The organism is Salmonella sp. SAL4457 (genome assembly GCF_046548235.1).
Classification (GTDB): domain Bacteria; phylum Pseudomonadota; class Gammaproteobacteria; order Enterobacterales; family Enterobacteriaceae; genus Salmonella; species Salmonella enterica.
Genome location: NZ_JBGDZO010000001.1, coordinates 1,289,680 through 1,302,823 on the forward strand (window position 1 = coordinate 1,289,680; position 13,144 = coordinate 1,302,823).

The 13,144-nt window shown below is 49.2% G+C and carries 11 protein-coding genes; 5 read left to right on the forward strand and 6 right to left on the reverse strand.

Annotated features, from left to right (window positions below):
* Window positions 1-112 precede the first annotated feature (112 nt).
* The 5 genes from cmk to ACLJNW_RS06610 all read right to left on the reverse strand — a co-directional run bounded on the left by cmk (window position 113) and on the right by ACLJNW_RS06610 (window position 5,193).
* Window positions 113-796 carry a (d)CMP kinase gene (gene cmk / locus ACLJNW_RS06590; protein ID WP_000125007.1) on the reverse strand — a complete coding sequence of 228 codons (684 nt, stop codon included), beginning with the start codon at window positions 794-796 and terminating at the stop codon, window positions 113-115.
* 172 nt (window positions 797-968) lie between these two features.
* Window positions 969-1,730, reverse strand: a complete 762-nt coding sequence (locus tag ACLJNW_RS06595) for a M48 family metallopeptidase (protein ID WP_000792301.1) — start codon at window positions 1,728-1,730, stop codon at window positions 969-971.
* A gap of 142 nt (window positions 1,731-1,872) precedes the next feature.
* A complete protein-coding gene (gene aroA, locus ACLJNW_RS06600; protein ID WP_023203924.1) occupies window positions 1,873-3,156 on the reverse strand; it encodes a 3-phosphoshikimate 1-carboxyvinyltransferase in 1,284 nt (427 codons plus the stop codon).
* A 70-nt stretch (window positions 3,157-3,226) separates the two neighbouring features.
* Window positions 3,227-4,315: a 3-phosphoserine/phosphohydroxythreonine transaminase gene (serC, locus tag ACLJNW_RS06605; protein ID WP_000079591.1), complete on the reverse strand. Its 1,089-nt coding sequence runs from the start codon at window positions 4,313-4,315 to the stop codon at window positions 3,227-3,229.
* Between the two features lie 185 nt (window positions 4,316-4,500).
* A complete protein-coding gene (locus ACLJNW_RS06610) occupies window positions 4,501-5,193 on the reverse strand; it encodes a DUF421 domain-containing protein (RefSeq protein ID WP_000642866.1) in 693 nt (230 codons plus the stop codon).
* A 136-nt stretch (window positions 5,194-5,329) separates the two neighbouring features.
* Here ACLJNW_RS06610 and ycaO point away from each other — a divergent pair, with 136 nt between their 5' ends.
* The 3 genes from ycaO (at window position 5,330) to pflB (ending at window position 10,694) form a co-directional block, all read left to right on the forward strand.
* The gene (ycaO, locus tag ACLJNW_RS06615) at window positions 5,330-7,090 is read left to right on the forward strand and encodes a 30S ribosomal protein S12 methylthiotransferase accessory factor YcaO (RefSeq protein WP_023203923.1); all 1,761 of its coding nucleotides are present in this window, start codon (window positions 5,330-5,332) and stop codon (window positions 7,088-7,090) included.
* A gap of 404 nt (window positions 7,091-7,494) precedes the next feature.
* Window positions 7,495-8,352 (forward strand): formate transporter FocA, encoded by an 858-nt coding sequence (gene focA / locus ACLJNW_RS06620; protein ID WP_000642539.1) that lies wholly within the window; start codon window positions 7,495-7,497, stop codon window positions 8,350-8,352.
* A 59-nt stretch (window positions 8,353-8,411) separates the two neighbouring features.
* Complete coding sequence (gene pflB / locus ACLJNW_RS06625; protein WP_001292799.1) at window positions 8,412-10,694, forward strand: formate C-acetyltransferase; 2,283 nt, start codon at window positions 8,412-8,414, stop codon at window positions 10,692-10,694.
* Between the two features lie 86 nt (window positions 10,695-10,780).
* Here pflB and sopD2 read toward each other — a convergent pair whose 3' ends face one another.
* A complete protein-coding gene (gene sopD2, locus ACLJNW_RS06630; RefSeq protein WP_001145564.1) occupies window positions 10,781-11,740 on the reverse strand; it encodes an SPI-2 type III secretion system effector SopD2 in 960 nt (319 codons plus the stop codon).
* Window positions 11,741-11,870: 130 nt separating this feature from the next.
* Here sopD2 and ACLJNW_RS06635 point away from each other — a divergent pair, with 130 nt between their 5' ends.
* Together ACLJNW_RS06635 and pflA are read left to right on the forward strand one after the other, a co-directional pair.
* Window positions 11,871-12,197 carry a hypothetical protein gene (locus ACLJNW_RS06635; RefSeq protein WP_010989001.1) on the forward strand — a complete coding sequence of 109 codons (327 nt, stop codon included), beginning with the start codon at window positions 11,871-11,873 and terminating at the stop codon, window positions 12,195-12,197.
* A gap of 118 nt (window positions 12,198-12,315) precedes the next feature.
* Window positions 12,316-13,113, forward strand: coding sequence for a pyruvate formate lyase 1-activating protein (pflA, locus tag ACLJNW_RS06640; protein ID WP_000067928.1), 798 nt, complete (start codon window positions 12,316-12,318; stop codon window positions 13,111-13,113).
* Window positions 13,114-13,144 lie beyond the last annotated feature (31 nt).

Consider the following 13,144-nt stretch of genomic DNA (forward strand, 5'->3'; position numbering starts at 1 on the left):
TTTAATCTTCAGGTTTCATATTTAACGTCCACCTGGCTCCGTGCCGGATGGGGTTGTTTAACATACCCGCTGTCAATCCTTTGCAACGGGGGTACTACAAATTCGGTCGCATTTAAGCGAGAGCCAATTTTTGGCGCGCATATTGTAACGCTTTTTCAATCACTTGCTCAATGCTTAATCGGGTAGAATCCAAAACTAATGCATCAGCAGCAGGAACTAACGGCGCTACAGCGCGATTACGATCGCGATCGTCGCGTTCCTTGATCTCGGCCAAAAGGCGTTCAAAGTTAACACTAAAGCCATTCTCCTGCAACTGTAGCATACGTCGATGCGCACGTTCCTCCGAGGAGGCGTCAAGGAAAATTTTTACCGGCGCATCCGGGAAGACCACGGTCCCCATATCGCGTCCATCGGCGATTAAACCAGGCGCTTCGCGGAATGCGCGTTGGCGGCGAAGAAGCGCTTCACGCACGCGTGGGAATGCCGCCACCTGGGATGCCGCGTTCGCGACTTCCTGCGTACGGATTTCGCCGCTAACGTCCTCGCCTTCCAGGATAACTTCCAGGTTGCCGTCCGTTGAGACGAAACGCACGTCCAGATGGGACGCCAGCGGCACCAGCGCATCTTCAGAGGCGAGATCGACATGGTGATGCAATGCCGCCAGCGCCAGTACGCGGTATATCGCGCCGGAATCCAGCAGATGCCATTGCAATGCTTCCGCCATTGCTTTGCACAAGGTGCCTTTACCTGCACCGCTTGGGCCATCAATGGTTATTACCGGGGCAATTGCCGTCATCTTTATCTCCTTAAACAGGCGTACCGTTAACGTAAACGCCGCGCATTATACGCGCCAACGCTCGCGACCGTTAACGTTGCGTGCAAAAACCAGTTTTGTCTGTAATCAGATGCGGAATAATTGCGCAATTATAGCGGGCCGGCGAGAAACCAGCCCGAAAGATGACAATGATTTACTTTTTATCTTCGGCAATTCTGTCGCGCATATGCTGCGCGCGATCGGCTGAAGCCGGGTGGGAGTCCATCAATGATTTTGCATGACCTGCGTCCATTGTGGCGAATTTATCGAATGCCGTGACTAAGCCCTGGGTGTTAATCCCGCGTTTTTTCAGCAGATCGTAAGAGAAGTCATCCGCATCCGACTCCTGACTGCGAGAAAACGCCGAATTGATGACGCCTTCCGCCAGATCGCCCAATTGAGACTGGGAAAGCTGCGCTGCGACGCCGCTGGTGGCGGAAATCGCATCGCGAGCCGCCAGCGTGGCATAAGCGGTCTGCATTGCCTTGCGAGAGTGCCCTAAAGAGACATGGCCCAGTTCATGGCCCAGTACGCCTTCAATTTCATTATCGGTCATCAGATCCATCAGGCCGGAGTACACGCGAACGCAACCGTTCGCCATCGCCCATGCGTTGATATCGCTGGTCATATAGACTTTATAGCTAACCGGCGTACCGTCAATGTTGTTACCCAGCGCTTTGGCGATTTTGCTCAGACGTTTGGTGTATTTGCTTTTCGAACCTGCCAGTTGATTCTCGCTGTCCATTTGTTTACAGGCATTATTAGATAATGCCTTAACATCCGCATCGGACAGTGTGGCGGCTTTGTAGGCTGACATGCCTGAACTGGCGATTAAATTGCCATTCACGCCATTTTTACATCCTGCCAGTAGCGTGGCGGAAATCGCCACCGCCAGTAGTAATGATTTATTTTTCATACTAATCTTCCGTTGATAACTATTATAAAAAACACATAAATCAATGTGTTAAATCATCAACAAATTAGCATTAGTCATAATTATAAAAATAGTGCGAATACGGACTCGGCGCGCCAGCCCGTCGACTGGCGCAACAGAAGACTTAGGCAGGCGTACTCATTCGCGCCAGTTGTTCGAAATAATCAGGGAACGTTTTTGCGGTACATTTAGGGTCCAGGATCGTAACTGGCGTATCGGACAGTGCGACCAGTGAGAAGCACATCGCCATACGGTGGTCGTTGTACGTGCCAATATCCGCGTGTTGGAGCTTCGCCGGCGGCGTGATACGAATATAGTCGTGCCCTTCTTCGACTTCAGCGCCCACTTTACGTAGCTCGGTCGCCATCGCGAACAGGCGATCGGTTTCTTTCACTCGCCAGTTATAAATATTGCGCAACGTCGTGGTTCCTTTCGCAAACAGCGCCGTGGTGGCAATCGTCATCGCCGCATCCGGAATATGGTTCATATCCATATCTATGGCGTGCAATTCACCGCGCGTGCAGGCAATAAAATCATCGCCCCAGGTAATGGTCGCGCCCATTTTCTCCAGCACATCGGCAAAACGAATATCGCCCTGCATACTTTTGCGGCCAATTCCGGTCACTTTTACCGTGCCGCCTTTTATCGCCCCGGCGGCGAGAAAATAGGACGCTGACGAGGCATCGCCCTCGACCAGATAGCGACCCGGAGAGTGATACTGTTGACCGCCCTTCACGACAAATTGTTGGTAGTGGTGGTTCGCTATCTCCACGCCAAAGGTTTTCATTAAATTTAGCGTGATATCGATGTAAGGTTTTGATACCAGTTCGCCTTTAACGCGAATAATTGTGTCTTCAGGCGCCAGCGGCGCCGTCATCAGCAGAGCGGTCAGGAACTGGCTGGAAACGCTACCATCAACCTCAATGTCGCCGCCGATAAAACCGCCGCGCAGACGCAGGGGCGGATAGTTTTCCTGCTCCAGGTAATCAATATTCGCCCCACCCTGACGCAGCGAATCGACCAGATGGCCTATCGGACGCTCTTTCATACGCGGTTCGCCGGTTAACACTATCTCATTTTGCCCCAGACATAGCGCTGCCGCTAACGGACGCATCGCGGTTCCGGCATTACCGAGAAACAGTTCCAGAGCGCCTGACGCGCGTAATGGGCCGCCATTACCCGTAATGTCACAGCGGGTGCGATCGGCAGAAAGGGTGTAATTGATCCCCAACGCGCTCAGGGCATTGAGCATATGGCGGACGTCATCGCTATCCAGCAGATTCGTCAGAACGGTTTTACCACAAGCTAAAGCCGCCAGGAGCAAAGCACGGTTTGAAACACTTTTGGAGCCAGGTAAATTAATGGCGCCATCGACCCGCGCGATGGGTTGTAACGTCAGGGATTCCATGAAACTCAACTCTCAAAAAACAGAAATAAAAACCCCACAGACTGGCCGTGGGGATGAAAAAAGAAACGTATTAGCCGTGGCGACGCTCAAAATCGATCATGAAATCGGTCAGCGCTTTTACCCCTTCAATCGGCATGGCGTTATAGATAGAGGCGCGCATACCGCCAACAACACGGTGCCCTTTTAAGGCGTGCAGACCGGCGGCGAAAGACTCTTCCAGAAAGACCTTGTCCAGCGTATTGTCCGCTAACTGGAACGGAACATTCATCCGCGAACGGTTGGCCTGTGCGACATCGTTACGGTAGAAATCGCTGTTATCAATCACACCGTACAGCAACTCCGCTTTTTGCTGATTGATTTTGTGCATCGCCGCCACGCCGCCCTGCGCTTTCAACCATTTGAACACCAGACCGGAAAGATACCAGGCGAAAGTCGGCGGCGTATTAAACATCGAGTCGTTATCATTCAGGACGGTGTAGTCGAGGATGGACGGGCAGCTCTCATGCGCCTTGCCTAACAGATCCTCCCGGACGATAACCAGCGTCAGTCCTGCCGGACCGATATTCTTCTGCGCGCCAGCATAAATTACGCCATAGCGAGAGACGTCCAGCGGCGCAGACAGGATGGTAGAAGAAAAGTCCGCCGTGACGACCACCTCCGGGCCAAAATCCGGCGTTTCATCGATGGCGATGCCGTCAATGGTCTCATTCGGGCAATAGTGCAAATAAGCGGCATTATCGGAAAGCTGCCACTCGCGCATCGGTTTTACGGCACGTTTGCCGTCCACGGTGATTTTGGCGTCGATAATCTGCGGCGCACAGTATTTTTTGGCTTCTTTGATGGCGCTCGCCGCCCAGTAACCAGCATCGACATAATCCGCCGTGGTTTTATCGCCCAGCAGATTGAGCGGCACGCCAGCAAACTGCCCGCGACCGCCGCCGTGACAAAATAAAACTTTATAGTTGGAGGGGATATTAAGGAGATCGCGAAAATCCTGCTCCGCCTCTTCAGCGACCTGGATAAACTCTTTGCCTCGATGGCTAATTTCCATTACCGACGTACCAAGACCGTGCCAGTCACGCAGTTCCTGTTGCGCCAGTTTAAGTACTTCCGCCGGTAGCATCGCCGGACCTGAACTAAAATTAAAGACCTGAGCCATTTCCCCTCACCACGCTGCATTGTTTCCTGCCTGACAGACATCAGGCAAACGTTATTCATGTGAATATCGGTTTTATCATTCAGTGACACGCGCCGCAATGGGTAAAACAATGCGAGGAGAAAATGCGGCATTCGTCACACAACAGAATCTTCCGGATTAACCGTATAAATCCGATATTTTCGCTGTTAAACAACGCGTTTAGCCCGGCTTGCCTTCGTCCATTCTGGATTTGCGCAGCGCGGACATAATTGCTTTTCCCCGGCGTTCATGCGTATCACTTCACTGCAACGTACGCAGGCATAGTCGCCAGCCTCCGGCGCCACGATAAAGCGTGGCGTACAGTGCTCAGGAAGAATGCTTAACCCCGGCTTAACGTCTTTATTTTCAAAGAAATAGACGCTGATTTGTCCGTTTGTCTCCAGGATGGCCAGTCTGACCTGCCCCAGTTGCTCAACGCCATTCAAGCGAAGCTCCATAAAAAATTCAAACTCCGTCATGTTCGAGCGCTGCAGTTTTTCCCACGCCAGTTCGCCGTCTTCAACAATGACCACCGACTTGCCTTCCAGCAGATCTTCCAACTTTTCACTATGCGCCATCAGCCACATGACCAGGCGATAGAGCAGCGCCAGGGTGATGAATACCACCAGAACAGGGAGCATCGGAACGTCATCATAAAACGCGACGTCGCCTGCCGCCGATCCCAATGTCAAAATGATCAGCACTTCAAAAAGCGACATTTGCCGTACGCCGCGTCGTCCTGTCACCTTTAAGAAAAGAAACACCAGAACAAAGGTGTAAAAGCTACGCAGCGCCACTTCCCCCAAAAACGCTACCGGCACGTTATCCAGCGCCATTCGTTGCAAATCAAATGCTTTCATTTTTTATGCTCTTCCTGTGAATGCCAGTGTAAAAGCATAGCCAATACTTTTATTTCCGCCGATGTCCCGGCGAGATAGCGCCCGTCACATAAAACCCGTATCATTGCGCGCTTTCCGTACGACAAAAGTGATTTTCATGACGCAAACATTTATTCCCGGCAAAGACGCCGCGCTGGAAGACTCCATCGCCCGCTTCCAGCAAAAGTTACTCGACCTCGGCTTTCACATCGAAGAGGCCTCCTGGCTGAACCCGGTGCCAAACGTCTGGTCAGTGCATATTCGCGATAAAGAGTGCGCGTTATGCTTTACCAACGGAAAAGGCGCGACCAAAAAAGCGGCGCTGGCCTCGGCGCTGGGCGAATACTTCGAGCGTCTGTCAACCAACTACTTCTTTGCTGATTTCTGGCTTGGCGAAACGGTCGCCAATGGGCCATTCGTGCATTACCCGAACGAAAAGTGGTTCCCGCTGACTGAAAATGACGACGTACCGGAAGGCTTGCTTGATGCCCGTCTGCGCGCGTTTTACGATCCGGAAAATGAACTCACCGGAAGCCAGTTAATTGATCTTCAGTCCGGCAATGAAGCTCGCGGCGTCTGCGGCCTGCCATTTACCCGTCAGTCCGATAACCAGACCGTGTATATTCCGATGAATATCATCGGCAACCTGTACGTCTCTAACGGAATGTCCGCCGGCAATACGCGTAATGAAGCCCGCGTTCAGGGACTGTCGGAAGTCTTCGAGCGTTATGTGAAAAATCGCATCATTGCGGAAAGTATCAGTCTGCCGGAGATTCCCGCAGAGGTGATGGCGCGTTATCCGGCGGTAATGGAGTCAATCGCCACGCTGGAAGCCGAGGGTTTCCCGATTTTCGCCTATGACGGCTCGCTGGGCGGTAAGTATCCGGTTATCTGCGTCGTGCTGTTCAACCCGGCTAACGGTACCTGCTTTGCTTCTTTTGGCGCCCATCCTGACTTTGGCGTTGCGCTGGAGCGTACAGTGACCGAGCTACTCCAGGGACGCGGTCTGAAAGATCTTGATGTCTTCACGCCACCAACGTTCGATGATGAAGAAGTCGCGGAGCACACTAATCTGGAGACCCACTTCATCGACTCCAGCGGCCTGATTTCCTGGGATCTGTTCAAACAGGACGCCGATTATCCGTTCACGGACTGGACTTTTTCCGGCACTACCGAAGAAGAGTTCGCCACGCTGATGGCCATCTTTGCTGCTGAAGATAAAGAAGTTTACATTGCCGATTACGAGCATCTCGGCGTATACGCCTGTCGTATTATCGTACCGGGAATGTCTGATATTTATCCTGCCGAAGATCTGTGGCTGGCCAACAACAATATGGGTAGCCATCTTCGTGAGACTCTGCTTTCGCTGCCCGGTAGCGCCTGGAATAAAGAAGATTATCTCAATCTGATTGAACAATTGGATGAAGAAGGTTTTGACGATTTCACCCGCGTGCGTGAACTGCTGGGTCTGGCGACCGGAGCGGACAATGGTTGGTATACACTGCGCGTTGGTGAATTAAAAGCAATGCTAGCGTTAGCGGGCGGCGATTTGGAACAGGCGCTAATCTGGACAGAATGGACGATGGAGTTCAATTCGTCGGTCTTTAGTCCGGCACGCGCAAACTATTACCGTTGCCTGCAAACGCTGCTGCTCCTGTCGCAAGAAGATACGCGTCAGCCACTGCAATATCTCAATGCTTTTATAAAAATGTATGGCGCAGAGGCTGTAGAAGCCGCCAGCGCCGCGCTTAGCGGTGAAGCGGCTTTTTATGGACTACCGGCTGTCGACCACGATCTACAAGCGTTCCCGGCGCATCAGTCCTTGTTAAAAGCGTATGATAAATTACAGCGCGCGAAAGCGGCATACTGGTCAAAATAAGTCCATATGAGTGACTTAGGGTAGGTTTACCCTCTCGGCTGCGTTATATTACGGGGCGCCTTTGCGGCCCCGTTTTATTTATTTTCACTAAACGGCGAAAAATGTAATAACAAGGTTAAATATTGGTTGTTGATATTAAATTAATTGACATAGTGATGTTACTTTATTTGTTGATTACTCCATATTAATTAACCGTGCAGCAGGAGGAGTCAGGAAAAAATTCAACTCTATTTATAATTTTTAAAATTTATTTTTATTAGGATAATCAAAAAGTTACACCGTAATTGCATAAAAGCCATGCGACTTACGGGCCTATAAGCCAGGCGAGATATGATCTATATCAAATTCTCATCTATAATGCTTTGTTAGTATCTCGTCGCCGACTTAATAAAGAGAGAGTTAGTGTGAAAGCTGACAACCCTTTTGACCTTTTACTCCCTGCAGCAATGGCCAAAGTGGCTGAAGAAGCAGGCGTCTATAAAGCAACGAAACATCCGCTTAAGACTTTCTATCTGGCGATTACCGCCGGCGTATTCATTTCAATTGCCTTTGTTTTTTATATTACTGCGACAACCGGTACTGGCGCGATGCCTTATGGCATGGCGAAACTTATCGGGGGTATCTGTTTCTCTTTGGGACTGATTCTCTGTGTTATTTGCGGCGCTGATCTCTTCACCTCTACTGTTCTGATCGTTGTAGCTAAAGCTAGTGGTCGCATCACCTGGGGGCAACTGGCTAAAAACTGGTTAAACGTCTATTTTGGTAACCTGATTGGCGCTCTGCTTTTCGTGTTACTGATGTGGCTTTCCGGCGAGTATATGACTGCCAACGGTCAATGGGGACTTAACGTCCTGCAAACCGCCGACCACAAAATGCACCACACTTTTATTGAAGCTGTCTGCCTCGGTATTCTGGCGAACCTGATGGTTTGTCTGGCCGTGTGGATGAGCTACTCAGGTCGTAGCCTGATGGACAAAGCGTTCATCATGGTACTGCCCGTCGCCATGTTTGTCGCCAGCGGTTTTGAGCACAGTATCGCAAACATGTTTATGATTCCTATGGGTATTGTAATACGCGATTTTGCTACACCGGAGTTTTGGACCGCGGTTGGTTCGTCTCCGGAAAGTTTTTCTCACCTGACCGTGATGAGCTTCATCACTGATAACCTGATTCCGGTCACGATCGGTAATATTATCGGCGGCGGTTTGTTGGTCGGGTTGACATACTGGGTCATTTACCTGCGTGGTAACGAGCATCATTAATCTGTTGATGCCCATTACACGCAGTAAATAAAAAATCCACTTAAGAAGGTAGGTGTTACATGTCCGAGCTTAATGAAAAGTTAGCCACAGCCTGGGAAGGTTTTACCAAAGGTGACTGGCAGAATGAAGTAAACGTCCGTGACTTCATTCAGAAAAACTACACTCCGTATGAGGGTGACGAGTCCTTCCTGGCTGGCGCTACTGACGCGACCACCAAGCTGTGGGACAGCGTAATGGAAGGCGTTAAACAGGAAAACCGCACTCACGCGCCTGTTGACTTTGACACCTCCGTTGCTTCCACCATCACTTCTCACGACGCTGGCTACATCAACAAAGCGCTTGAGAAAATTGTTGGTCTGCAGACTGAAGCTCCGCTGAAGCGTGCGATTATCCCGTTCGGCGGCATCAAAATGGTTGAAGGTTCCTGCAAAGCGTACAATCGCGAGCTGGACCCAATGATCAAAAAAATCTTCACCGAATACCGTAAGACTCACAACCAGGGCGTGTTCGACGTTTATACTCCGGACATCCTGCGTTGCCGTAAATCCGGCGTTCTGACCGGTCTGCCGGATGCGTATGGCCGTGGCCGTATCATCGGTGACTACCGTCGCGTAGCGCTGTACGGTATCGACTACCTGATGAAAGACAAATTCGCACAGTTTACGTCTCTGCAATCCGATCTGGAAAACGGCGTAAATCTGGAAGCGACTATCCGTCTGCGTGAAGAAATCGCTGAACAGCACCGCGCTCTGGGTCAGATCAAAGAAATGGCAGCTAAATACGGCTGCGATATCTCTGGTCCGGCGACTAACGCTCAGGAAGCAATCCAGTGGACTTACTTCGGTTACCTGGCTGCGGTTAAATCTCAGAACGGCGCAGCAATGTCCTTCGGTCGTGTATCCACCTTCCTGGATGCGTACATCGAACGTGACCTGAAAGCAGGCAAAATCACCGAGCAAGACGCACAGGAAATGATTGACCACCTGGTCATGAAACTGCGTATGGTTCGCTTCCTGCGTACTCCTGAATATGATGAACTGTTCTCCGGCGACCCGATTTGGGCAACCGAATCTATCGGCGGTATGGGCGTTGATGGCCGTACTCTGGTCACCAAAAACAGCTTCCGTTTCCTGAACACCCTGTACACCATGGGGCCGTCTCCGGAGCCGAACATCACCGTTCTGTGGTCTGAAAAACTGCCGCTGAACTTCAAGAAATTCGCCGCTAAAGTCTCCATCGACACTTCTTCTCTGCAGTACGAGAACGATGACCTGATGCGTCCGGACTTCAACAACGATGACTACGCTATCGCATGCTGCGTAAGCCCGATGATCGTTGGTAAACAAATGCAGTTCTTCGGCGCGCGTGCAAACCTGGCGAAAACCATGCTGTACGCTATCAACGGCGGCGTTGATGAAAAACTGAAAATGCAGGTTGGTCCGAAATCCGAACCGATCAAAGGCGATGTTCTGAACTTCGACGAAGTGATGGACCGCATGGATCACTTCATGGACTGGCTGGCTAAACAGTATGTCACCGCGCTGAACGTTATCCACTACATGCACGACAAGTACAGCTACGAAGCCTCTCTGATGGCGCTGCACGACCGTGACGTTATCCGCACCATGGCGTGTGGTATCGCAGGTCTGTCCGTTGCTGCTGACTCCCTGTCTGCCATCAAATATGCGAAAGTTAAACCGATTCGTGACGAAGATGGTCTGGCTATCGACTTCGAAATCGAAGGCGAATACCCGCAGTTTGGTAACAACGACGCTCGTGTAGATGACATGGCGGTTGACCTGGTAGAACGTTTCATGAAGAAAATTCAGAAACTGACCACCTACCGTGGCGCTATCCCGACACAGTCTGTTCTGACCATTACTTCTAACGTTGTGTATGGTAAGAAAACCGGTAACACCCCGGATGGTCGTCGCGCTGGCGCGCCGTTCGGACCAGGTGCTAACCCGATGCACGGTCGTGACCAGAAAGGCGCTGTCGCTTCTCTGACCTCCGTTGCTAAACTGCCGTTTGCTTACGCGAAAGATGGTATTTCTTATACCTTCTCTATCGTTCCGAACGCACTGGGTAAAGACGACGAAGTTCGTAAGACTAACCTGGCAGGTCTGATGGATGGTTACTTCCACCACGAAGCGTCCATCGAAGGCGGTCAGCACCTGAACGTCAACGTCATGAACCGTGAAATGCTGCTGGACGCGATGGAACATCCGGAAAAATATCCGCAGCTGACCATCCGTGTATCTGGTTACGCAGTACGTTTTAACTCCCTGACGAAAGAACAGCAGCAGGACGTTATTACTCGTACCTTCACGCAGACCATGTAATGGGTTTGACTGAAATTACGCCATAAAAAGCGTACAAAAAAGGCTCCATATCAGTGGGGCCTTTTTAATGACTTTTTAATGACTTTTTATATAAGCATATTGCGACAACTCGACTTTTCACTTATAAATAAAGTGTTATTATGTGATCTATATATTCTTCTTAGAATAGCATCAATTTCTCTTTTATTATTTTGATAATCATCATAATCCTTATTTAATACATCAGAAAACAGCATGGTGTTAGTTTCTATTAAATCAGATGACAATGACGGTTTATATGCTTGTAGCAGATAGCTAAGTGTTGGATGAACCATATCAAACAGGACTTCCCCCTCTAATTCCCAGTAGCCTATTTTAAAAAATTGGGTAGTAATATTAAAAGACCCCATTTGAAGACAGCGTAGTTTATTCTTCTCCTCTTCAGTAAGAGTACCATTCCATTCAACACATTCCATTTTTCGATCTTCTCCAGATCGCATAAGCTTATAAACTTCATCCTTAACGTCATCATCCTCATTAACTGCATCTTTAAGTTTATTAGCAAATCCTTCTAATAATTCTGGATAGCGAGCAATTTTTTCTCCATACTTAATACATATTTTAAGAAACAACTCTTCTTCATCTTCTTCCATCACTTTAAAAATACAGTTTTCTGAAACATTGAGGAGACGATGCAAATTACATTTATCAATAACCTTGCCATCAATCTCAAATAAAACTTGTGTCTGATTCATATCAAAACGCATAACAAAGCGGTCTTGTTGAGATGGATTAGCATATTGTTTTAATTGTGTAAAGGCATGTATCTTCTCCATGCCGGTTATATCAACATTAAGTTCAGCTTGATTTTCACGTTCACATCCATGGATGAGTGTATATAATACCTCCAGCACCTCTTGTTTTTTGTGTGTTCTGAAGCAGTCCTTAAATCTATCCCATACCCCCATGTATAGCGCTTCTTCTTTATCAGGACTCATCAAACGGGCTAGCCGTGAATGATTAATTTCATAGTTATGACGATTACCAAAACTTAACGTAACTGGCATAATAACTCCCTTGATTATTTACCGCGAAAGCAAGATCCAATCCGTTGCTCTCATTTTTTGATTAAAACCACACTCTATTTAAGAGATTGAATCAGCCTGGGTTTAGAAATGACATCAGATTTACACCTGATTGCGCGTTGAATGCGACGCCAGGCGCTGGACAGCGCATAACGTTCTTTGGACACATCTGAATTATGTTGAGAATTATTTTCGTTCTGACCACAACAAAACGGCGCCAACCATTCGAAAAAAGAGGCGGATCATAAACAGTAAAACCAGGGCGCTATGGATGATACACTTGCAGTATGTATTGCGGTTGAGGCGTTACGAGCTGATGAATGAGCCAGAATTTCTGGCGGTGCGAGTTATGCAGCATAGATTTGCCGTATATTTTATACTGAATAGAGGTAAAATAGCTCCATTGCAGCACATTCTGGAACAGCCACACATTCTGTAGTCCAAAATTTACGCTCGCAGTACCGCTTTTTTACAGGATGCAACCCCCTTACCAGGGTGCTCAACATGCCCGGAATGTGTCCATAAACCCCATGTTATTTAGAGCTAGCCGAAGCGATATGAGTAACTTAACCGATTGTATTACAAATGAAAGTGTTGCAGTAACTGCTGATAAAAAGCCGGTTATTGGTCGCATTCACTCCTTTGAGTCCTGTGGCACCGTTGATGGCCCAGGCATCCGCTTTATTACCTTTTTTCAGGGCTGCCTGATGCGCTGCCTGTATTGCCATAACCGCGACACATGGGATACGCATGGCGGTAAAGAAATCACCGTTGAAGACTTAATGAAAGAGGTGGTGACCTATCGGCATTTTATGAATGCTTCTGGCGGCGGCGTGACGGCATCCGGCGGCGAGGCCATTTTGCAGGCAGAATTTGTACGCGACTGGTTTCGCGCCTGTAAAAAAGAAGGTATCCACACCTGTCTCGACACCAACGGCTTTGTGCGCCGTTATGACCCGGTGATTGATGAACTGCTGGACGTTACCGATCTGGTGATGCTCGATCTCAAGCAGATGAATGATGAGATCCACCAGAATCTGGTCGGTGTCTCTAATCACCGGACGCTGGAATTCGCGCAGTATTTATCAAAGAAAAATGTGAAGGTCTGGATCCGTTACGTTGTCGTTCCCGGCTGGTCTGACGACGATGATTCCGCGCATCGCCTGGGCGAGTTTACCCGCGATATGGGTAATGTCGAAAAAATCGAACTGTTGCCCTATCATGAGCTGGGCAAACATAAATGGGTGGCAATGGGCGAAGAATATAAACTGGATGGCGTGAAGCCGCCTAAAAAAGAGACCATGGAGCGTGTAAAGGGTATTCTTGAGCAGTATGGTCATAAAGTGATGTATTAATCGCCTGCTATCTTACCCGCTTTTAAACGGC

Coding starts and splice junctions, on each gene's coding strand:
- ACLJNW_RS06595 (WP_000792301.1), bottom strand. CDS start 1,730: ATGAAAAATAAATCATTACTACTGGCGGTGGCGATTTCCGCCACGCTA.
- aroA (WP_023203924.1), bottom strand. CDS start 3,156: ATGGAATCCCTGACGTTACAACCCATCGCGCGGGTCGATGGCGCCATT.
- serC (WP_000079591.1), bottom strand. CDS start 4,315: ATGGCTCAGGTCTTTAATTTTAGTTCAGGTCCGGCGATGCTACCGGCG.
- pflB (WP_001292799.1), top strand. CDS start 8,412: ATGTCCGAGCTTAATGAAAAGTTAGCCACAGCCTGGGAAGGTTTTACC.
- ycaO (WP_023203923.1), top strand. CDS start 5,330: ATGACGCAAACATTTATTCCCGGCAAAGACGCCGCGCTGGAAGACTCC.
- ACLJNW_RS06610 (WP_000642866.1), bottom strand. CDS start 5,193: ATGAAAGCATTTGATTTGCAACGAATGGCGCTGGATAACGTGCCGGTA.
- cmk (WP_000125007.1), bottom strand. CDS start 796: ATGACGGCAATTGCCCCGGTAATAACCATTGATGGCCCAAGCGGTGCA.
- sopD2 (WP_001145564.1), bottom strand. CDS start 11,740: ATGCCAGTTACGTTAAGTTTTGGTAATCGTCATAACTATGAAATTAAT.
- pflA (WP_000067928.1), top strand. CDS start 12,316: ATGAGTAACTTAACCGATTGTATTACAAATGAAAGTGTTGCAGTAACT.